At 71.8% G+C, this 20,370-nt stretch carries 14 protein-coding genes; 2 read left to right on the top strand and 12 right to left on the bottom strand.

The features are described from left to right. Window positions 1-100 precede the first annotated feature (100 nt). The 3 genes from ACFVST_RS13400 to ACFVST_RS13390 are packed head-to-tail and all read right to left on the bottom strand — an operon-like array spanning window position 101 to window position 3,665. Window positions 101-994 carry a geranyl diphosphate 2-C-methyltransferase gene (locus ACFVST_RS13400; RefSeq protein ID WP_390149956.1) on the bottom strand — a complete coding sequence of 298 codons (894 nt, stop codon included), beginning with the start codon at window positions 992-994 and terminating at the stop codon, window positions 101-103. Further along, on the bottom strand, window positions 991-2,199 hold the full coding sequence (locus ACFVST_RS13395; protein ID WP_390149955.1) for a family 2 encapsulin nanocompartment cargo protein terpene cyclase: 1,209 nt from the start codon (window positions 2,197-2,199) through the stop codon (window positions 991-993). Before ACFVST_RS13395 ends, ACFVST_RS13400 begins: the two co-directional genes overlap by 4 nt. Before the next feature lie 53 nt (window positions 2,200-2,252). Beyond that, window positions 2,253-3,665, bottom strand: a complete 1,413-nt coding sequence (locus ACFVST_RS13390; protein ID WP_390149953.1) for a family 2B encapsulin nanocompartment shell protein — start codon at window positions 3,663-3,665, stop codon at window positions 2,253-2,255. A 437-nt stretch (window positions 3,666-4,102) separates the two neighbouring features. Between ACFVST_RS13390 and ACFVST_RS13385 the strand changes: the two genes are divergently transcribed. After that, entirely contained in the window at window positions 4,103-4,699 is a 597-nt protein-coding gene (locus ACFVST_RS13385; protein WP_390149951.1) for a hypothetical protein, read from the top strand. 172 nt (window positions 4,700-4,871) lie between these two features. On the opposite strand, the gene ACFVST_RS13380 is transcribed toward ACFVST_RS13385, so the two are convergent. Genes ACFVST_RS13380 through ACFVST_RS13365 form a run of 4 tightly spaced genes read right to left on the bottom strand, consistent with a single transcriptional unit; the run spans window position 4,872 to window position 10,975 of the window. Then, window positions 4,872-6,101, bottom strand: coding sequence for an NAD(P)/FAD-dependent oxidoreductase (locus ACFVST_RS13380; protein WP_390149949.1), 1,230 nt, complete (start codon window positions 6,099-6,101; stop codon window positions 4,872-4,874). Beyond that, on the bottom strand, window positions 6,098-7,492 hold the full coding sequence (locus tag ACFVST_RS13375) for an FAD-dependent oxidoreductase (protein ID WP_390149947.1): 1,395 nt from the start codon (window positions 7,490-7,492) through the stop codon (window positions 6,098-6,100). Before ACFVST_RS13375 ends, ACFVST_RS13380 begins: the two co-directional genes overlap by 4 nt. Continuing rightward, entirely contained in the window at window positions 7,489-9,597 is a 2,109-nt protein-coding gene (locus ACFVST_RS13370; protein WP_390149946.1) for a molybdopterin oxidoreductase family protein, read from the bottom strand. Before ACFVST_RS13370 ends, ACFVST_RS13375 begins: the two co-directional genes overlap by 4 nt. Next, entirely contained in the window at window positions 9,587-10,975 is a 1,389-nt protein-coding gene (locus ACFVST_RS13365; protein WP_390149944.1) for a nitrate/nitrite transporter, read from the bottom strand. Before ACFVST_RS13365 ends, ACFVST_RS13370 begins: the two co-directional genes overlap by 11 nt. 1,294 nt (window positions 10,976-12,269) lie before the next feature. On the opposite strand from ACFVST_RS13365, the gene ACFVST_RS13360 reads away from it, so the two are divergent. Next, the gene (locus ACFVST_RS13360) at window positions 12,270-15,779 is read left to right on the top strand and encodes a S8 family serine peptidase (protein ID WP_390149943.1); all 3,510 of its coding nucleotides are present in this window, start codon (window positions 12,270-12,272) and stop codon (window positions 15,777-15,779) included. Between the two features lie 107 nt (window positions 15,780-15,886). On the opposite strand, the gene ACFVST_RS13355 is transcribed toward ACFVST_RS13360, so the two are convergent. The 5 genes from ACFVST_RS13355 to ACFVST_RS13335 are packed head-to-tail and all read right to left on the bottom strand — an operon-like array spanning window position 15,887 to window position 20,326. Beyond that, a complete protein-coding gene (locus ACFVST_RS13355; protein WP_390149941.1) occupies window positions 15,887-16,546 on the bottom strand; it encodes a nucleoside/nucleotide kinase family protein in 660 nt (219 codons plus the stop codon). Further along, a complete protein-coding gene (locus ACFVST_RS13350; protein ID WP_390149939.1) occupies window positions 16,543-17,418 on the bottom strand; it encodes a sugar phosphate isomerase/epimerase family protein in 876 nt (291 codons plus the stop codon). Before ACFVST_RS13350 ends, ACFVST_RS13355 begins: the two co-directional genes overlap by 4 nt. Window positions 17,419-17,431: 13 nt before the next feature. Further along, window positions 17,432-18,226 carry an ATP-binding cassette domain-containing protein gene (locus tag ACFVST_RS13345; protein ID WP_390149937.1) on the bottom strand — a complete coding sequence of 265 codons (795 nt, stop codon included), beginning with the start codon at window positions 18,224-18,226 and terminating at the stop codon, window positions 17,432-17,434. Next, entirely contained in the window at window positions 18,223-19,224 is a 1,002-nt protein-coding gene (locus tag ACFVST_RS13340; protein ID WP_390149935.1) for an ABC transporter permease, read from the bottom strand. Before ACFVST_RS13340 ends, ACFVST_RS13345 begins: the two co-directional genes overlap by 4 nt. A gap of 34 nt (window positions 19,225-19,258) precedes the next feature. Continuing rightward, window positions 19,259-20,326, bottom strand: a complete 1,068-nt coding sequence (locus ACFVST_RS13335; protein ID WP_390149933.1) for a substrate-binding domain-containing protein — start codon at window positions 20,324-20,326, stop codon at window positions 19,259-19,261. Window positions 20,327-20,370 lie beyond the last annotated feature (44 nt).

Genomic DNA, 20,370 nt, shown 5'->3' with positions numbered 1-20,370 from the left:
CGGCGTCCCGATCGTGGACGGCGCGGGAAGAGGAGGGGCCGCTCCTGGGAGCAGTCCGCCCCCCTTCCCAACGCACGTCAGGGGCAGGGAAGTTCGGCGGTCACACGCGGTCGGCGGCGATCAGGACGTACTGGAACGACCTGTCCTCGTACGACTTGACGAACGCCTCCTCGATACCGGTCACCAGGGACGACGTGGCCCGCAGCTTCCAGTAGGGGAGCGTGTCGGGTGTGAGGTCGATGACGGCCTGCGGCACGAGGCGGTTGTCGGCCATGGCCCGCAGGTACTCGCGGCGCGAGTGGATGTTGCACTCGAAGTGCGCGTTGATCTGGGAGACCCACTTGGAGGGCTGGCCGTACCGCGGGTTCCAGCAGCCGGTGATGGTCACGTAGCGGCCGCCGACCTCCAGGATGCGGGAGTGTTCGGCGAACAGGTCGTGCAGGTCGACGTACATGGTCGACTCGTTGTTCCACGAGGCGGCGGCCCGCCCCGTCTCGAAGGGCGTGTCCAGCATGTTGCAGACCCGGGCGCGGACATGGTCCTCGATCCGCAGTTCACGGGCGCGATGGTTGGCGAAGTCGGCCTGCTTGGCCGACAGGGTGACGCCCTCGACCCGGCAGCCGAAGCGCTGGTGCGCCATGACCATCGAGCCGCCGCGGCCGCAGCCGGCGTCGACCAGGGTGTCGTCCGGGGCGATGTCCCCGAGGTGGCCGAGCAGCAGTTCGGCCTGTGCCGACTCAAGGCGGTGGAGCTCGCTGATCAGCTTCTTCTCGCGCTCGTCGTCCCCGGCGTCGCCGAGGGCGGTGCGGTCGACCGCACCGATGCCGTAGTGGTGGTGGTAGAGGCCGTCGACGTCGCCGAGCCGCAGGTTCACGGGCCGGGCCTCCTGGTCCCAGTAGCGGGCGATGTCGCCCTGGTAGGGGGAGGCGGGAGAGGGGATGAGTCCCGGGGCGGCCGAGAGGGTCGGGGTGGCGGTGAGGTCGGTGCTGGTCACACTGAGTCCGTTTCTTGTTCTTGCCAGAAGTCGGGCAGGCTGTAGCGGTAGGTGTTGGTCTGGTGCCAGTGGTGGTTGCCGTCGACCCAGGCGGCCACGCCGCGCAGGAAGCGGAGCAGGGTCGGCACCGGGCAGGCCGCGGCCAGGGAGGCGGCTTCGGCTTCGAAGCGGCGCATGAGTTCGTTGTGGACCTCGATCGCCCTGAGGTAGCCCTCGCGCTCTGTCAGACCCTCGCGCTCGGCGAGCACCACGGGCAGGTTCAGGTGCCGCCCCGGGCTCTTGAGCTCCTTGGTGTACGAGTACAGGTCGTTGACGAGGGTGGTGGCGTTTCCCGCGAGGGCGATGACCTTCTGTGTCCGCGGCAGGGCGTGCAGGTCGGCCGGCAGCTCGTAGCCGCCGATGGTGTCCGTGATGGTGGGACAGGGGCGGAAGTTGTTGAACTGGCGCATCGCCAGGTACTCCCACACCTCGGGAAGGTGGTCGAGCTGGTCCCAGGCCGCCTCGGCGAGGTATCCCAGGTGCAGCCGCGCCATGTCGTGCCGGTACCGGTCCGCCTGCGAGGGCGTGGCCTGCCGGACGAAGTACTCCATGGCGGAGCGGTAGGCGCGCCGGGGCGCGTCCGACTGGAGGGACTCCTGCCAGGCCGGTTCGTACTCCCGCGTGGTGTGGAGCGGGTCGAGTGCGGTGTGGGCGAGCAGGAGGCGGCTGCCCAGGCCGACGGGGGAGCCGCCGTGGTCCTCGCAGTAGCAGTCGTCCACCGCGTTCTCGGCCACCATCAGGCGCGCGGCGATCATCAGGTGGTCGACGGTCGGTGCGTCGGGATGGCAGGCGACCATGTAGCGGCCCACGGAGAAGCCGTCGAACTGGTCCTCCCATTCCGGCGGGAAGACCTGGGCCTCGTCCACGGCCCAGGTCTTGATCCGGCGGCTGACCTCCGCCACGCGCGCCGGGTCCGGTGGTGGCACGAGGTGGTGGTAGAGGCCGGGGACCGGCGTGCCCTCCGCGGGGGCTGCGGGGGCGGCGGCAGCCGGGGGGCCCGTGGGCCGGGCCAGCCGGAGACCGGTCGTGCCCAGGCCGTGCGGGCCGCGCAGCACCCGGGCCAGGGCGGGGTTCGGAGCCGTCTCTGTTCCGATGACGCCGGGTGGGTCCGGCGGGGCGGGTGGTTTCGACGGCGGGGAGGAGGGGGCCGGCCCGGGGTCGGGCATCCTTGGCTCCTTGGGGGTGGGGTGGGCCGTTACCGGATACCGAGCGGGTGGGCTCACCCCCGCCGGTGGGCGATCTGCACGTTCTCCAGGACGCCGAGCGCGTCCGGTACCAGGACGGCGGCGGAGTAGTACGTGGTGACCAGGTAGGAGATGATCGCCTGTTCGCTGATCCCCATGAAGCGCACGGACAGGCCGGGCTCGTACTCGTCCGGGAGGCCGGTCTGGCGCAGTCCGATGACGCCCTGGTTCTCCTCCCCGGTGCGCATGGCGATGATCGAGCTGGTGTTGTCCGCGGTGACGGGGATCTTCCCGCAGGGAAGGATCGGCACCCCGCGCCAGGCCGGGACCTGCTGGCCGCCGAGGTCGACGTGGTCCGGGTAGAGTCCGCGGGCGTTGAACTCGCGGCCGATCGCCGCGATCGCCTTCGGGTGGGCGAACAGGAACTTGGTGCCGCGTCGGCGGCAGAGCAGTTCGTCCAGGTCGTCGGGGGTGGGCAGCCCGGAGTGGCTCTGGATGCGCTGCTTGAAGTCGGCGTTGTGGAGCAGGCCGAACTCACGGTTGTTGACGAGCTCGTACTCCTGGCGTTCGCGCAACGCCTCGATGGTGAGCCTCAGTTGCTCCTCGGTCTGGTCCATCGGCCCGTTGTAGAGGTCGGCGACCCTGGTGTGGACCTTCAGGACGGTCTGCGCGATGGAGAGTTCGTATTCGCGCGGCCTGAGCTCGTAGTCGACGAAGGCGCCGGGCAGTTCGGGCTCTCCGTTGTGACCGGCCGACATCTTGATCTCGGCCTCGCCGTGCCGGTTCTGCCGCTGGTGGGGCAGGGTGCGGAACTGCTCCACGTGGGCCCGCAGGGGCGCCGCCGAGGCCAGGACGGCGTCGAAGTCCGCTCGGGACAGGGTGAGCAGGGTGCCCGCGGTCTCGGCGGTGGCCGTGCTGTCCCACCGGGCGTCGGGGTCCAGGAGGGCCTGCTCGCCGAAGTGGCCGCCGTCCGCGAGCACGGCGACGGCCGCCTCGTCGCCGTACTTGCCGGCGGTGGTCTGCTTGATGCGGCCGTGGGCGATCAGGTGGATCGCGCCGGCGGGGGTGCCGCGTTCGACGAGTACCTCGCCGGCGGCGAAGTCGCGCTGGACGCATCGGCCGGCGAGGGCGTTCAGCACCTCGACGTCGTCGAAGTCGCGCAGCAGGGCGAGTTCGCCGAGTTCGCGGGGCACGACCCGGACGTCGGCGCCGTCCTGGACGAACTCGATGGTGCCGTCGCCGACGGTGTAGCTCAGGCGGCGGTTGACCCGGTAGGTGCCGCCCTTCGTCTCCACCCAGGGAAGTGTGCGCAGCAGCCAGCGGGAGGTGATCTCCTGCATCTGCGGGGCGGACTTGGTGGTGGAGGCGAGGTTGCGGGCGGCCCGGGTACTGAGACTGGTCTGCTGCGGGGGTTCCACCGGCGCTTCCGGTTCGGACAGGGCGGTCATCTGCACGTTCTCCTTCACGAGGCGCGAGCCAGGCGGCGAGGGGAGGCGGGAGGGCGGTCGCTCCTCCCGGGGATCACTCAAGCAGGAGCGAGGATCAGATCCTGCGGTCGGCCGCCGCTCTTACCCCCGATCGAGTGATCTTGCTCCGGTACGTGTTTGGAGCGTCCGCCAGCAGGCCCCGCCCGCGCGGACGGGTCGTGCCCGGGCGGCCACTCGCGTTCCTCGCTCAACTCCCGTGCTCCGCGGGCGACATGAGTCTTGAGCCGGCCCGCGACGCCGCGCCACCTACTGGCGGACGCTCTAAGCCCTGAGAGGGCCGGCGTGCTCCGCCTGGAGGCGGAGGAGGATACGTCCGCAGGGCGATCCGCCCGCGGTCGGTGAGCTGCGATCTTCGATGCGGGACGGGCCAGCGGGCTCGCCGGATCGAGGAGGCACACATGTCCTGCGGCTCCCTGGGCACGCCGGGTCCCGGACGGCTCCGCACCATGTGGAAGGCCGCGCACGAGCCGGTGCCCGGGGTCCCGGTGTGGACACGGCGGCTCGCGTACTCCGTTCCGCTGGTCGTGCTGCCGTCCGGCGTCTGGCGGTTGCCGGCGGCGTTCGACAGCGGGTCGGGCGCCGGTGAGCGGTTGTACGTGGTGATGCTGTCGGTGGTGTCCGAACTGCTGGCGTTCACCGCGGTCGGGCTGGTCGCGCGGTGGGGCGAGGTGTTCCCCGGGTGGCTGCCCGGCCTGCGCGGGCGCCGGGTGCCGGTCGGGTCCGCCGTCGTGCCCGCGGCGGTGGGGGCGACGGTGCTGACCGCGCTGTTCTCGCTGTTGCTTCCGGTCACGACGGTCATGGGGCTGACCGTCCGCGGCGACGAACTCCCGCCCGCCGCGCCCGGGCAGGGCACCGGCATCGCGAGCGTGTGGTTCTACTCCTGCTACACACCGCTGGTGCTGTGGGGGCCGATGCTGGCGGTGCTGACCGTGGCCTACTGGCGGCGCCGGCGCCGTGCGCCCTCGTGGAACGACACGGCCGTGCACCCGGTGTGAGCTCCTCGGCGCGTCCGGGGCGAGCGGAGGCGGAACGGGCCACCGCCACTCACCCAGGTACGGGCCGCCGCTACTCGGAGTGTCCGCCAGCAGGTGGCGGACGCTGCTTACCGGTTGGCCGACGGGACTCCTGTCCGGGGTGCCGGCCCCGGCGTCTCCTGTGCCATGCCCGTCACGGGCCGTTTCGTGAACGGCCCGGTGCGAGCAGTTCATCGGGCGGCACGCCGAAGGGCAGCCCCGTCAGGGAACGCAGCCCCGGGTAGGCGCGAGCGTCCCCCGCGAGTACGCCACCGAGCAGAGTGCGCCCGTCCGGGCCGAGGACCAGTTTGGCGTAGGTCGCCGCGGCGTCGTTCTGGACCACGTATTCCATGGCGCCCTCGGTACGCGCGAACGCGTCGCCGAACGAGGCGACGTCGACGCCTATCAGCTTCAGCCTGGTGGACATGTCCGCACCGGTGAACGGGACCCCGCCGCCGTTCGTCAACTGGTCGGCGACGCTCCGCGCCATTCGGTAGCCGGGGGCCGCGAGACCGTAGGTCCGGCCGGAGACCGCCGCGCATTCGCCGATGGCCCAGATCGGACCGCCGCCCGTACGGCACAGTTCGTCGACGAGGAAGCCGCCGCGTTCCCCCCGGGCCAGGCCCGCCGGCTCGGCCAGCTCGTCGCGCGGGCGCACCCCGGCCGCGAACACCACGACGGATGCGGGGAGTTCGGTGCCGCCGGACAGGCGGACGGAGGCCACCCGCCCGTCGGGCCCCGCCTCGACCGAAGCGGTGGTGGAAGAGCAGTGCGCGGTCACACCGAGGGCACCGATGAGCCGGGCCAGGACGCGGCCGGCGCCCTCGTCGAGCTGGAGGGCCATCAGCCGCGGGGCCGTTTCCACGATGTGGGGGCGCAGGCCGAGGGAGCGCAGCCCGTTCGCCGCCTCAAGGCCCAGCAGGCCCCCGCCGATCACCACGGCCGGCCGGCCCGGCTCCCCGGCGGCCGCACGGATCGCGTCGATGTCCGCCACCGTCCGGTAGACGAAGCTCCCGGGAAGCGCCGCGCCCGGCACGGGTGGTACGAACGGCCGGGAACCGGTGGCGAGCACCAGGGCGTCGTAGCGGACCTCGGTGCCGTCCTGGCAGATCACGGCGGTACGGCCGCGGTCGATCGCGGTCACCGTGGTCCGCAGGCGCAGCCGGACGCGCGGGTGGGTCAGGAAGTCGTGGCCGGTTAGGGCGAGGTCCTCGGGCGACTTGCCGTCGAACAGTGTGGACAGGGCGACCCGGTCGTAGGCGGGCCGGTCCTCCTCGGCGAGGATCACGAGCCGCCACGTGCGCGCCGCGTCCCGCGCGAGCACTTCCTCGGCCAGGCGGTGTCCCGCCATGCCGTGGCCGGCGATCACCAGGGTGCGGGTCATGCGGCATCGCCCCTCGTGGTCGCCGTCGAATCCGCGCGCAGACGGTCGCAGACCGCCTGTACGTGGGAGGTGCAGTCGCCGCAGCCCGTGGTGGCACGGGTACGGCGGGCCAGGGCGGGCAGCTCGCGGGCGCCTTCGTGCCAGGCGTGAGCCAGGGCGCTCCCGGTGACGTTGTTGCAGTCGCACACCACGAGGTCGGCCCGCTCCGGCGCCTCGGCCGGATATCCACCGGCGGTCCCCAGGAGCAGGGCCAGCCGGTCGCCGGGCACCTCGGCCGAGCGCTCGTAGAGCCGGCTCACGGCGGCGATGGCCCGCGGAAAGCCGATCAGCACGGCGGAGTGGACGCGCCCGGCACGCAGGACCAGACGCGCGTAGCGGCCCCGGGCCGGGTCCGAGAGGGACACCGCGCGGTCACCGGCGGACATCGGGGAAGGCGGGGTGACGGCCAGGTCTGTGCCGTGTATGCGCGGGCGCAGCAACCGCGGTGTGGGCCGGTACGGTTCGGTGCCACCGGTGAGCAGCGCCGCGAGGGCGTCGGCCTGGTCCCAGGCGGAGCCGATCGTGGCCGGGGGACGCCCCGGGTGCTGGGCGCAGTCGCCGATGGCGCGGATGTGCGGGTCGCTGGTACACATCCGGTCGTCGATCAGGACACCGTGGTCGACGAGCAGACCCGCGGCCCGCGCGAGACCGGCGTCGGGCACCGCGCCCGTGGCGACGAGGACGTACCGGGCCGGGATCTCCGCGCCGTCGTCGAGCAGCAGGGCTTTCGGGGTACGGCGCACGGCCCGGACGCCGGTGTGGACCGTGACGCCCGCGGCCCGTAGCCGCTCGGTGAGCAGCTCGCCCGCGGTCCTGTCCAGCCAGCCGTCCATGACGTACCGGCCGGGGTGCGCCAGGGTGGCGTCGCGTCCCGCTCGGCGCAGTGCGAACGCCGTCTCCACGCCCAGCACCCCGCCGCCCAGTACGGCTGCCGGGCCGGGCGGCAGCGGCCTCGCGTCGTCCGGGGTGCGCAGGGTGCGCACCCCGGCGGCCGGACGGCCGGACCCGGCCAGACCCGGCACGTCCGGCAGGACCGGCCGGGCGCCGGTGGCCAGGACCAGGACGTCGTAGGGGAATCCGCGGCCGTCGCCGGTGTGGACACGGCGCGGTTCCCGGTCGATGTGAGTGACCGTCACACCGGTGTGCACGGCCACGTCCGGCGGCAGCGGCGGCAGGGTGAGCCGGTCGGCGCCGAGGGTGCCGTCGAGGACGGAGCCGAGCAGGGAACGGTGGTACGCGGGCCGCGGCTCCGCTCCGAGCACCGTGACGCTGCCGCGGTGGCCGTGACGGGTGAGGCGCTCGGCGAGCCGGTGGGCCGCCGGTCCCCCGCCGGCGATGACCACCGCGGTCATGTCGGTTCCTCCGTCGCCGGGGTCACGGTCACCGCGCTGACCTTGAACTCGGGCATGTGGCTGACCGGGTCGAGCGCCGGGTTCGTGATCAGGTTGGCCCGCCCCGCGCCCTGGAAGTGGAACGGCAGGAACACGGTGTCGATACGGGCCGTGTCGGTCACCTTGACCCGGGCCAGCGTCCGGCCACGCGCCGACCGTACGACGGCCATGGCGCCGTCGGTGAGACGGGCCCGGCGCGCGGTGTCCGGGTGCATCTCCACCTGTGGTTCCCCGGCGGCGGCCACCAGCTCCGGCACCCGGCGGGTCTGCGCGCCGGACTGGTACTGGGCCTGCACCCGCCCGGTCGTCGCGAACAACGGGAAGTCCTCGCCCGGCGACTCGTCCGCGGCCCGGTGGGTGACGGGGGCGAGGCGGGCGCGGCCGTCGGGGTACGCGAACCGGTCGAGGAAGAGCCGTGGTGTGCCCGGGTGGCGCTCCTGTCCCGCAGGGGCCTCGGGGCACGGCCAGTGCAGGGCCTCGCCCGCTTCGAGCCGGTCGTAGGAGATGCCCGAGTAGTCGGCCCGTCCACCCCGGGAGGCGCGGCGCAGCTCCTCGAAGACCTCGCGCGGCCGGGCCGGGAATCGCCCGGCCGGAGTGCCGGCCCGGACGGCGAGGCCGTGCAGGACCTCCAGGTCGGTGCGGACCCCGGCAGGTGCGTCGACGGCCGCACGGCGGCGCAGCACGCGGCCCTCCAGATTGGTGACCGTGCCGTCCTCCTCCGCCCACTGGGTCACCGGCAGGACCACATCGGCGAGGGCCGCCGTCTCGGACGGCACGAAGTCCGCGACGACCAGCAGGTCGAGGGCTGACAGCCGGCGGGTGACGTGGGCGGCGTGCGGGGCGGACACCACCGGGTTGGACCCGAAGACGAGCAGCGCGCGCGGCCCGTCCCGCGTCCCGAGAGCGGCCAGCAGTTCGTAGGCGCTACGGCCGGGGCCGGGCAGGCTGTCCGGTGCCACCCCCCAGACCTCGGCGAGGTGCGCCCGGGCCGCGGGGTCGCTGATCGACCGGTAGCCGGGCAGTTGGTCGGCCTTCTGGCCGTGTTCGCGACCGCCTTGACCGTTGCCCTGCCCGGTCAGAGTGCCGTAGCCGCTGCCCTTCGTGCCCGGCAGGCCGAGGGCGAGGGCGAGGTTGATGAAGGCGGCGGCGGTGTCCGTGCCCTTGCTGTGCTGTTCGGCACCGCGACCCGTGAGGACGTACGCGTTGCCGGCCTCGCCCAGCGTCCTCACTGCCGCCCGCTGTTCCTCCACGGGCACCCCGGTGACGTGCTCGACCCGCTCCGGCCACCAGGTGACGGCCTGCGCCCACGCCTCGTCGAATCCGCTGGTGCGGTTCTCCAGATAGTCCTTGTCGGCGTACCCCTCGGTGACCGCCAGGTGCAGCAGGCCGAGCGCGAGCGCCAGGTCGGTGCCCGGCATCGGTTGCAGGTGCAGGGCGGCTCGCTGGGCGGTCGGGGTGCGCCGGGGGTCGATCACGACGAGCTCGGCCGTGCGGGTCAGGTGCCGCATCAGCGGCGGCATGGTCTCCGCCGGGTTCGCCCCGGCGAGCAGGATGGCGTCCGCCTCGCCGAGATCGGTCACCGGGAAGGGCAGCCCCCGGTCGAGGCCGAACGCGGCGCTCGCGGCGGCCGCCGCCGAGGACATGCAGAACCGGCCGTTGTAGTCGATTTGGCTGGTCCGCAGCACCGTGCGGGCGAACTTGCCCAGGGCGTATGCCTTTTCGTTGGTGAGGCCGCCGCCGCCGAACACCGCCACGGAGTCCGGGCCGTGGTCCGCGCGCAGCGCGCTGAGCCGCTCGGCGATCAGGTCGAGGGCCATGTCCCAGTCGGCCGGGGCGAGTTCGCCGTCCGTGCCGCGGACCAGCGGGGTGCGCAGCCGGTCCGGAGCGGCGAGGACGGCCGGAGCGGTCCAGCCCTTCTGGCACAGGCCGCCCTGGTTGACGGGGAAGTCGCGGGAGGACACGGCCACTTCACCGGCCGTCGAGGTCAGGCGGGTCGCGCACTGAAGGGCGCAGTACGGGCAGTGCGTGTCCGCGGAGCGGCCCGCGGCCGGGTGGTCAGCCGGCATGTCCTGCCTCCACGTTGTGGGCGGAGCGGGGAGCCGCCGCGGCGGTGCGGCTCTCGTGGCGCAGATAGACCCGCCAGGTGACCGCGAAGCACAGGGCGTAGAAGGCGAGGAAGGAGTAGAGGGCGGGGGTGATGCTGCCGTGCGGGCCGCTGTACGAGGCGCGGAAGGCGGCGTTGATGGCGACCCCGCCGAGGGCTCCGACCGCGCCCGCGATTCCGATGACCGCGCCGGACAGGCGGCGGGCCCGGGCGAAGGCCCCGGTGGCGTCCCGGCCGGAGGTGATGGCTTCCTCCGCCTGCCGGGCGAAGACGGCCGGTATCAGCTTGTACGTCGATCCGTTGCCGATGCCGCTGAGGACGAACAGGAAGGTGAACGCGCCGACGAACAGGGGGAAGAAGGAGGTGGAGGCGGCGACGAGCAGGGCCGCCGTGCCCAGGGCGAGCCCGCTGAAGCCGATCAGGGTCACTCCTGCCCCGCCCCATCTGTCCGCCATCCTGCCGCCGAGTGGGCGGGCCACGGAACCGAGCAGTGGCCCGAGGAAGGTGACCGACGCGGCCTGTAGCGGGGTCGAGCCGAACTCGGTCTGCAGGACGAGGCCGAAGGCGAAGCCGTAGCCGATGAACGAGCCGAACGTGCCGATGTACAGCAGGGATATCCACCAGGTGTGCGGGTCGGCGACGGCCTCCCGCTGTGCTCCCGGTTCGGTGCGCACCGCGGCGATGTTGTCCATGCGCAGGGCTGCCAGGACGGACACCAGCACGATCAGCGGCAGATAGAACGCCGCCACGTACGAGGGATGCAGGTCGCCCGCCGTCGTGATCACCAGCAGGCCGAGCATCTGGACCAGGGCCACGCCCAGGTTGCCGCCGCCGGCGTTCAGGCCCAGAGCCCAGCCCTGGTGGCGGCGAGGGTAGAAGGCGGTGATGTTCGTCATCGACGAGGCGAAGTTCGCGCCCCCCATCCCGGCCGTGGCGCCGATGAGCAGGAACGCCCACAGCGGAGTGCCGGGGCGCTGGACGAAGACCGCGGCCAGCGACGCGGGCACCAGCAGCACGGCGGACGCGAACACGGTCCAGTTCCGCCCGCCGAAGCGGGCGACCGCGGCGGTGTACGGGAGCCGCAGCAGCGCGCCGACCAGCGTGGGCACGATCACCAGCAGGAACTTCTCGCCGGGGGCGAAGGTGAAGCCGATGTCCGGTGACAGGAACAGCACCAGGACGGACCACAGGCTCCATACGGAGAATCCGATGTGCTCGGACGCGATCGACAGGACGAGGTTGCGGCGCGCCACGCGCTGTCCGGTGCGGTGCCAGTACTCCTCGTTCTCCGGATCCCAGTCCTCGATCCACCGTCCGGAGACGGAGCGTGGGGTTGTCAACTGTCCTCGGCTTTCAGTGTCGGTGTCAGTTGTCCGCGGGCAGCGGGCGAGTGGGGGCGGCACCGGAAGGTCACACGGCGGCGAGTGGTCCGCGCGAAGGCGGACCAGCGGCCGGTGCCGGCGGCGAGGTGCGCGGCGGGGGACACGATGCCGCCGGCCGCACGCGGCGCGAGCAGGCCGCTTCCGGCGTCCGGGCCGAGGCCGCGCGGGGCCGTGTGGAACTCGCCGTCGCTGCCGAGCCGGCCGGACGCCGGGGGCCGGATGCCCCGGTCGGCTCGGGCCGGCCGGTGTGGTCGGCGGGAGCGCGGAACGGGGCCGGGTCCCTGAGCGTGAACCCGGCGAGGCACCGCCGCTCCAGGAGGAACCCGTCCGTGAACAGCTCGGCGTGCGCGCGCTGTTCGTCGTGGGGCCGGCCCCCGGTGAACGCCGGATCGCCCGGGACGGTGCCGGCCTGCGGGGTGGTGGTGATGTCGCCGGACTTCTTCACGGACAGTTCGGGGCCCCCATGGTGTTGAACCCGGGATGGTGGAGGTGCTCGACCAAGTAGCTGTGCACGCACGGGTGTTGGTTGGGCGATACGGCTTACAGGTGCTGCGGTTCGACGGAGCCGGCCCCGGAGCGGAACGACCTGAACCGCTCGGCGCGGACCACGACGTTCTTCTCCAGCGCGCTGTTCGGAGACCGGAGCACCAGGCCGTAGCCGACAGGGCGAATGTAGTCGGCGATCTCGGTGCCGTGAAGGGGACGTCGGGAGTGAAGTGGCCGGCGCCGGGCGGAGGGTCGGGGGCGGCCCGTGGGGGAAGTTGGCGAGAAAGCGCCGTTTCAGTGTGGCGCCTGACGGGAGGGGTGACGGCGGAGGTGCGCCTTGTCCGGGGCGTCCTGTGGGGTGTGTGACAAGCTCCGGGAGGGACGCGCACATGGATACCTCGGGTTCGCGGACTCGGCGCGGCGGGGGGCGGTAGATCCTCAACCAAGCCCGGATGCTGGCTGTGCAAAATAGTTCTTCCGTGGGTTTTCTGCCAACCTGTCAGCACTGTCTATCCCACGCCCACACGCCTGCTGGATACTCGCCTCATCCGGGCTCCAGTCGACGCTGCTGCACCCCCCACACACCCCCACAAGCCTCACGGGCATCTGCGGTCTGAGCTGCCGGATGTGAGTGTGACCGCACTTCTCATCAGGGCGGGCGATCCCCGCCGACCGTGAAGGAGAGTTCGTAGTGGGGCATTCTCGACTGAGACAGCCGGGGTTCCCGAGATGGCGGGGCGTGCTCGCCGGCTTGGGATCGATTGTCATGTCTCTGCCACTAGTGGCGGCTGTGCCCGCCATGGCCGCGCCACCGCCGGAGAACACCGGTCTGGCGATGAAGGCCGACGGCAAGGTGCAGCGTCAGCTCACCGCCAAGGACAAGGTCACGTTCTGGGTCCAGTTGGACTCGGAAGCCGACACCTCGGCGGCGAGGAAGGAGAAGACCAAGACCGGCCGAGGCCGTGCGGTGCTCAAGGCCAAGGCCGGATACGCCGAACGCACCCAGGCGGGGCTGCGCGGCCTGCTGAAGCGGGCCGACGCCCCGTACCGGTCGTTCTGGATCAGTAACTCGCTCAAGGTGACCGGCGGCCGGGCACTGGCCGAGGAGATAGCCGCCCGCCCGGAGGTCGCCTCGATCGAGGCGGACGACCCGATCAAGCTCCCGGACCCGCGGCCGGGCAGGACGGAGGAGAAGGTCGACTCCGTCGAGTGGAACGTCGACCGGATCAACGCGCCCCGTGCCTGGAACGAACTGGGCGCACGCGGTGACGGCATCGTCGTCGCCAACATCGACACCGGCGTGGACTACCGGCACCCGGCACTGATGGGCCGCTACCGCGGCCTGAAGGCCGACGGCAGCTACGACCACGCCTACAACTGGTTCGACCCGGCGAAGGTCTGCACCGGCGGCGCCCCGTGCGACAACCACGGGCACGGCACCCACACCATGGGCACCATGGTCGGCGACGACCACGCCGCCAACCAGATCGGCGTCGCCCCCGGCGCGCAGTGGATCGCCGCCAAGGGCTGCGAGTCCGGCTCCTGCAGCCGCACGTCGCTGATGGCGTCGGGCCAGTGGGTCGTGGCCCCCACCGACGCGAACGGGCAGAACCCGCGGCCTGACCTCGCACCCGACGTGGTCAACAACTCCTGGGGCGCGACCGGCCACGACGCCTGGTTCAAGGAGACCGTCCAGACCTGGCGCGACGCGGGCATCTTCCCCGCGTTCTCCAACGGCAACAGCGGACCGGCCTGCAGAACGGCCGGCTCCCCGGGCGACTACTCGAACTCGTACGCGTCCGGCGCCTTCGACAGCAGCGGCGCCATCGCCAGCTTCTCCTCCCGAGGCACCGGCGAGGACGGCACCATCAAGCCGAACCTCGCCGCACCCGGCGTGAACATCCGCTCCGCGGCCCCCGGCGGCGGCTACCAGTCCATGTCCGGCACCTCCATGGCCTCACCGCACACCGCCGCCACCGTGGCGCTCATGTGGTCGGCCTCGCCCGCCATCCGCGGCGACATCCCGGCCACCGAGGCGCTGCTCGACCAGAGCGCCGTCGACACCGCCGACCTCTCCTGCGGCGGCACCGCGGCGAAGAACAACGTGTGGGGCGAAGGCAAGCTGGAAGCCTACAACGCGGTGAGCGCCACCCCGCGCGGCCCGCTGGGCGCCGTGAAGGGCACCGTCACCGCCGGCGGGCAGCCGCTCGCCGACGCCACGGTCGCCTTCGACGGCCCGATGGAGGCCACCGTGCGGACGGGCCCGGACGGCTCCTACACCGTGCCCAAGGTGATGACCGGCGACTACCGGATCACCGTGACGAAATTCGGCTACCTCACCGGCGAGGGCACGGTCACCGTCATCGAGAACGAGACGGCGACCAAGGACCTCACTCTCACCGCGGCTCCGTCCGGCAGAGTGACCGGCACCGTACGCACCGGCGCCGGCATCGAGGTGGGCGCCCGGCTCGCGGTGCAGGGCACAGACGTCTCCACCACCTCCGGCACCGACGGCGGCTACGCGCTGTCGCTACCCGTCGGCAGCTACCAGATGGAGGTCACCCCCGACAGCCGGTGCGCCTCGGCCGTCGCGGTCGCGCTGGAGGTGACGGAGGGGTCCTCCGTCAAGGACGTCGAACTGCCCAGCAGGACCGACGCGTTCGGCACCACCTGCCGGCCCGGCGACGCGGCGTTCCCGGCCGGTGAGACCAAGACCGCCCTGAAAGGCACGTCAGGCGGCGTCACCGTGGACCTGCCGTTCCCCGTGGGCTTCTACGGCGAGACGTACAACCGGGCCAACGTGACCGTCGAGGGCGTCATGGCCTTCGGCGCCTCCAGCACCTCCAGCGTCAACGGCCCGCTGCCGTCCACGAGCGCGCCCAACGGCGCGCTGTACCCCTTCTGGGACAACCTCCAGATGGACGCCGACTCCGGCGTCTACACCGCGACGCGGGGCACGGCACCGCACCGCGAGTACATCGTCGAGTGGCGCGACATGATCGTGACCGCCGCGACGAGCCAACGGCTCAGCTTCGCCGCGGTGATCAGTGAGGACGGCGGCTACTCCTTCCACTACAAGGACATCGGCGACGGCGCGTACGAGCAGGGCTCCGGCGCCACCATCGGCGCCGAGAACCACACCGGGCTGGACGCGCTGCAGTACTCCTACAACACCGCCGGGGCGGTCAAGGACGGCCTGTCCCTGGCGTTCCGTCCCAGTAGGAGCGCGACCGTCTCGGGCACCGTGACCGACGAGAACGACGGGCTCGCGGTGGAGGGCGCGACCGTGACCGTCCGCCGCGACGGCGCCGAGGTGGGCCGCTCCACCACCACGGCTGACGGGCACTACCTCGTCCAGGTGCCGGCGGACGCCTCCGCCGACTACCAGGTCGAGATCACCAAGACGCACTACGGCACGGCCACCCGCACCGCGACGATGGCGGCGGGCTCCGTCTCCCGTGCCGGCACAGCGCTGAGGACCGGCCTGGTGAAGGCGGCGCCGGACGCGGGCTGGGAACTGGTGATCCCCGCGAAGCAGACCAGGCACCGCACGCTCGAACTCGCCAACTCGGGCAGCGCCACTGACTTCACGGTCAAGGAGCAGGACGGCGCGGGCTGGCTGACCGCACAACCGGCCGCCGGCACGCTGGAGAAGGACGGCAGGAAACAGGTGAAGCTGACCTTCGACACCACCGGCGCGGAGCCGGGCACGGTGCTGCGCGGCACCGTCGAGGTGGCGTCGGGCAGCGGCCGCAAGCCGGTGCTGGAGATCCCGGTGACGGTGGCGGTGCCCGCCTACCAGACGGCGCTGAACGCCGGCGCGCAGAAGTCGCACACCGACCGGCTGGAAGACACCTGGGGCCCGGACCAGGCGTACCGGACCGGCTCCTACGGCTACCTGGGCACCACCGGTCACCAGCAGACGACCAAGACGGTGACCGGCACCGAGGAACAGGCGCTGTTCAGCACCGCGCGCACCGGGGCGTACGAGTACCGGTTCGACGGCCTGCCGGACGGGGTCTACCAGGTCGAGTTGGGCTTCGCCGAGCTCACCGGCGCGTCGCCGTCGCAGCGGGTCTTCACCGTGCTCGCGGAGGGCGTCGAGAAGGTCCCGCACCTGGACATCGCCGCTGACGTGGGCGGTTACGCGGCGCTGACCAAGACCTTCACCGTGCGGGTCACGGACGGCCAGCTCAACCTCCGGCTGTCCGACATCACCGGCAAGACGCTGGTCAACGCGGTGCGGGTGTCCCACCGACCCGACCTGACCGGCTGACGCCGCTGGTCGATTCGAGCCCGTGATCACTTCGCCCCGCCGAGCTGGTGCCCGGCGGGGCGAAGTGCTGCGAAGTCGCTGGTGCGGGTGAGGTGGCTGATTCCTGCTCAGCGAACCCCGGTCAGCCGCGGTGGCGCCTCGTACACCACCAGATCCGCCCGCCCCCGCGACGCCGCGACGAGGTCCGCGTTCCGCTGGTCGGTGCCGTGTACCCAGGCCACCGCGGCGTCGTGGTTCTTGCCGAATTCCTTGTGGCGGGCGACGAGTCGGCGGTTGCGCTCGGCTTGGTCGAGGTCGCAGAACCACACCTCGTCGAGTTCACGGCGGACGCGGGGCCAGGCGCCTGTCTCCAGCAGGAGGTAGTTGCCCTCGGTCACGATCAGTCGGGCCGTCGGCGCCACCGGAACGGCGCCCGCGAGGGGCTGTTCCAGGGTGCGTTCGAAGCCGGGCGCGTACACGGTCTCGTCGCTGCCGGGCTCCTGCGCGCGCAGTCGCCGCAGGAGTGCCGCGTAGCCCGCCGCGTCGAAGGTGTCCGGGGCGCCCTTGCGGCTGCTGAGGCCGAGCCGGTCGAGTTCGGCGTCGGCGAGGTGGAAGCCGTCCATCGGTACGTGTGCGGCCCAGGGAGGGCCGTCGCCGTTGAGTTCCCGTACCAGGTGTTCGGCGAGGGTGGTCTTGCCGGCCCCCGGGCTGCCGGTGATGCCGAGGATCGCCCGGCGTCCGGCACGGGTGAGGGACGAGGCCCGCCTGAGGAGGTCGTCGAAGGTCATGGGCGGACGCTGCTCGCGGTCAGGTGCTGGTCGATGAAGCCGCGCGCGTGGCGGGCCAGGTCCTCGCCGTCGGACCAGAGGTTGCGCCAGATGGCGAGGTCGGCGGAGAGGCCGGGCGCCACCACCGCGGAGGAGAAGGACTCGAAGGTGATCGGGCCGCGGTAGCCGATGTCGGCGAGGGCGTGGAAGAAGGACGTGAAGTCCAGGTGGCCGGAGCCGAGGTAGCCGCGGTGGTTCTCGCCTATGTGGACGTAGCCGAGCCGGTCGCCGACCTCGTGGACCGGCCGTACCAGGTCGTCCTCCTCGATGTTCATGTGGTAAGTGTCCAGGTGGATCAGGACGTTGTCCTCGCCGATGTCGTCCGCGAGGCGCAGGGCGTCGCGGGCGGTGTTGATGACATGGGTCTCGTAGCGGTTGCAGACCTCCAGGCCGAGGGTCATACCGAGGGCACCGGCCTTCTGGGCGAGCCCTCGGATGACGGAGACCGCGTTGCGCCGGCCCTCGCTGCCGAGCGGTGCGCCGTACTTGCCGAGCGCGCTGTAGAGGGCGCCGGTGAAGTGGGTGCCGCCGAGGCCGTGGGTGACGGCGAGCGAGTCGTGCAGGAGTCTCTCGCCGCGTTCGACCACGGCGGGGTCGCTGCTGGAGACGTCGGCGTCGAAGGCGAGGCCCCGTGAGCACGCCACCTTCAGCCCGGCGTCGGCGAGTTGGGCGCGGGCCGCGTCGACGTCGAGGCTGACGGAGTCGTGCAGGGACAGTTCCAGCAGGTCGTATCCGGCTGCCGCGGTGCGGTCGATCGCGTGTCTCACTGAGGCGGGCGAGGTGTCGCCCGCCCAGACGAGAGCGTGCACACCGATCGGGTTCGCGACGGTCATGGAACGGAACTCCTCAGTCACTCCGGGCCCCCGTGATGAGGGAGACGATTTCGTCGCCGTTGGTCTCGGCGGTGCGCCGGCCGGCCACACAGCGGCCGGCGCGCATGATCCACACCTGGTCGCTGAGCCGCATGACCTGCGCGAAGTTGTGGCTGATCAGCAGCACGGTGTGGCCGTCGTCGCGGAGCTTGAGGATCAGCTCCTCGACCTTGGCGGTCTCCTGGACACCGAGGGCGGCGGTGGGCTCGTCCATGATGACCAGGCGTGAACTGAAGCCCGCCGCACGGCAGATGGCGACCGCCTGCCGCTGTCCGCCGGACAGCCGGCGCACCCGGGAGCCGACCGCGGGGACGTTGACCGCGAGGGTGGACACCATCTCCGTGGCCCGCTTGCGCATGGCCCGCCGGTCCAGGAAGGCCAGCGGCCCGAAACGGCGCACCAACTCCCGGTTGAGGAACAGGTTCTGCCACACCGTCAGGTCCTCGACGAGCGCCAGGTTCTGGTGCACCGTCTCGATGCCCGAGGTGCGGGCGTCCTCGGGAGAGTGGAAGTCGGTCGGGGCGCCGCCGAAGACGATGCGGCCACTGTCCGGCCGGTGGATCCCCGAGATGCAGCGCACCAAGGTGGACTTGCCGGCGCCGTTGTCGCCCACGAGGGCGGTGATCTCACCGGGCCGCAGGGTGACCGACACGTCCACCAGCGCCCGTACGCTGCCGAAGGAGAGCGAGACGTCCTCGCAGCTGATCAGGGGTTCGGCCACGGCGGCGGACTGCTTGGACGACTTTCCGGAGGGCTGGGGTCGCGTCATTTCTGGAACCTCGTCAGGAAGGCCGCGAGCACCACGACGATGCCGACGGACAGCGGCTGGTAGAACTGCGAGACGCCGAGCAGGGTCAGCCCGTTGACCAGGGCGGTCAGCAGCAGTGCGCCGATGACCGGGCCGGTGATGGTGCCCCGGCCGCCGAAGAGGCTGACACCGCCGAGGACCACCGCGGCCACCGAGTTGAGCAGGAACGAGGTGTTCGCGGCTGGTTCGGCGGCACCCACCCGCGCCACCAGCAGGATGGAGCCCAGACCGGCGAGCAGACCCGAGACCACGTACACCGCGATCTTGATACGGGCGGTGCTGATGCCCATCGCGGTCGCCGACTCGGGCGCCCCGCCGGTGGCGAGGAGGTGGGTGCCGAAGCGGGAGTGGAAGAGCACCACATGGGCGAGCACGGCGACGCCCACCGCGATCAGGAAGGTCCAGCCGAGGATGCCGATGCCGCCGGTGGACAGGTTGAGCAGGGTGGGCTCGATGACGGTCACGGGCTTGCCGTTGGAAAGGATCAGGGCGAGCCCGGACGCCGCCGACAGGGTGCCGAGGGTGACGATGAAGTCGGTGATCTTGCCGCGCGCCACGATCAGGCCGTTGGCCGCGCCCACGGCCGCCGAGGCGACGACGGCCAGCAGACAGGACAGTCCGACGCCCCAACCCGCCTGGTAGGCCTGGCCGAAGGCGACCGCGCCGAGTGTCATGGTCGAGGCGATCGAGAGGTCGATCCCGGCGGTCGCGATGACGAAGGTCTGACCGACCGCCAGGATGATCAGGATGGCCGCGGCCACGAGCATCGACTGCACGTTCCCACTGCTGAGGAACGCGGAGTCGGCGCTCTGGAAGACGATCACAAGGACGACGAGTCCGGCGAGCGCGGCCCATTCGGCCCAGAAGCCGACGTCGCGCAGGCGGGCTGTCACGGCGCGGGCGCCGGACCGCGGGGCGCCGGACTGCGGTTCCTTGGCCGTGAGCGTTGACTCACTCATGGTGTTCCGTTCTCCCGGAGGGACGGCTGCCGGGTCACTTGCCGAGCTTCTTGAACGGGTCGTCATAGCTGCCGAACGGCTTCGGCGTACTGGCCAGCGCCTTGTCCGCGTCGGCCTTGGTGACCAGTTCCACGGGAGCCTTGACGTTCTTGGGGAGTTCCTTGCCTGCGGCGGCGGCCTGGCAAGCCTCCACGCCCATCTGCCCGATGGTGTACGGGTACTGGGCCACGGTCGCGTCGAGCCTTCCGGCCTTGACGGCGCTCAGCGCGTCCTTGATGCCGTCGACGCTGATGACCTTGACCTTGCCGGTCTTGCCCGCGTTCGCTATGGCGCGGGAGACACCGAGTCCCATGTCGTCGTTGGCGACGAAGAAGCCCTTGAGGTCCGGGTGGCCGCGCATCACGTCGGTCGCCGCGGTCAGCGCGGTCTGCCGGTCCCAGTCGGCGGCCACGGTCTGGACGACCTTCACGTCCGGACCGACGCCCTGCTTGAAACCCTCGACACGGGCGCCGCTGGTGACGCCACCGGCGATGCCGCCGATCACGGCGACGTTCCCGCCCTGCGGCAGCAGCTTCGCCATCTGGGCTCCGGCCGTCTTGCCCGCGTCGACGTTGTCGGTGCCGATGTACGTGGCGGGCGTCGCCTTCGCGGCCTTGGCGGCCTTGGGGTCGACCGGGCTGTCGATGTTGATGATGGTCTTCTTCGCCGCGGCGACCTTGGCCAGACCCTGTACGAGGTTGGTGGCGGAGATCGGGTTGACGATGAAGCAGCCGTACGGCCGCCCGGCGAGGCCGGTGAGCTTGTCCGCCTGTCCGGTCGTGTCCGTGATGGAGTTGGCGGCCTGCACCTTGACCGACACGTCTCCGGACTTGGCCTGCGCCTGGATGCCCTTCTCCATGCTCTGGAAGAAGGGGTTGTCCAGCCCCTTGACGACGGCGGCGACCTTGTTCTTGTCGCCGCCCGAGCCCGAACCGCCGGAACCGCAGGCGCTCAGCGCCAGCGTGCCGGTGACGGCCAGGGCGATGGCGTAGACGGCGGTGCGGCGCCTGGAGGTTGCGCGCGCACCGTCACGGCCCTTCGCGGCTCTGCGAATCATTTGCATGGGACTGTCCCTTTCCCGCTGGATAGGCAGACAGTACGACCTCG

It is taken from the genome of Streptomyces sp. NPDC058045 (genome assembly GCF_042885635.1).
Lineage (GTDB): Bacteria > Actinomycetota > Actinomycetes > Streptomycetales > Streptomycetaceae > Streptomyces.
This window is presented reverse-complemented; position numbering and strand designations above follow the sequence as displayed.

Coding starts and splice junctions, on each gene's coding strand:
- ACFVST_RS13395 (WP_390149955.1), bottom strand. CDS start 2,199: ATGCCCGACCCCGGGCCGGCCCCCTCCTCCCCGCCGTCGAAACCACCC.
- ACFVST_RS13390 (WP_390149953.1), bottom strand. CDS start 3,665: ATGACCGCCCTGTCCGAACCGGAAGCGCCGGTGGAACCCCCGCAGCAG.
- ACFVST_RS13385 (WP_390149951.1), top strand. CDS start 4,103: ATGTCCTGCGGCTCCCTGGGCACGCCGGGTCCCGGACGGCTCCGCACC.
- ACFVST_RS13380 (WP_390149949.1), bottom strand. CDS start 6,101: ATGACCCGCACCCTGGTGATCGCCGGCCACGGCATGGCGGGACACCGC.
- ACFVST_RS13375 (WP_390149947.1), bottom strand. CDS start 7,492: ATGACCGCGGTGGTCATCGCCGGCGGGGGACCGGCGGCCCACCGGCTC.
- ACFVST_RS13370 (WP_390149946.1), bottom strand. CDS start 9,597: ATGCCGGCTGACCACCCGGCCGCGGGCCGCTCCGCGGACACGCACTGC.
- ACFVST_RS13360 (WP_390149943.1), top strand. CDS start 12,270: ATGTCTCTGCCACTAGTGGCGGCTGTGCCCGCCATGGCCGCGCCACCG.
- ACFVST_RS13355 (WP_390149941.1), bottom strand. CDS start 16,546: ATGACCTTCGACGACCTCCTCAGGCGGGCCTCGTCCCTCACCCGTGCC.
- ACFVST_RS13350 (WP_390149939.1), bottom strand. CDS start 17,418: ATGACCGTCGCGAACCCGATCGGTGTGCACGCTCTCGTCTGGGCGGGC.
- ACFVST_RS13345 (WP_390149937.1), bottom strand. CDS start 18,226: ATGACGCGACCCCAGCCCTCCGGAAAGTCGTCCAAGCAGTCCGCCGCC.
- ACFVST_RS13340 (WP_390149935.1), bottom strand. CDS start 19,224: ATGAGTGAGTCAACGCTCACGGCCAAGGAACCGCAGTCCGGCGCCCCG.
- ACFVST_RS13335 (WP_390149933.1), bottom strand. CDS start 20,326: ATGCAAATGATTCGCAGAGCCGCGAAGGGCCGTGACGGTGCGCGCGCA.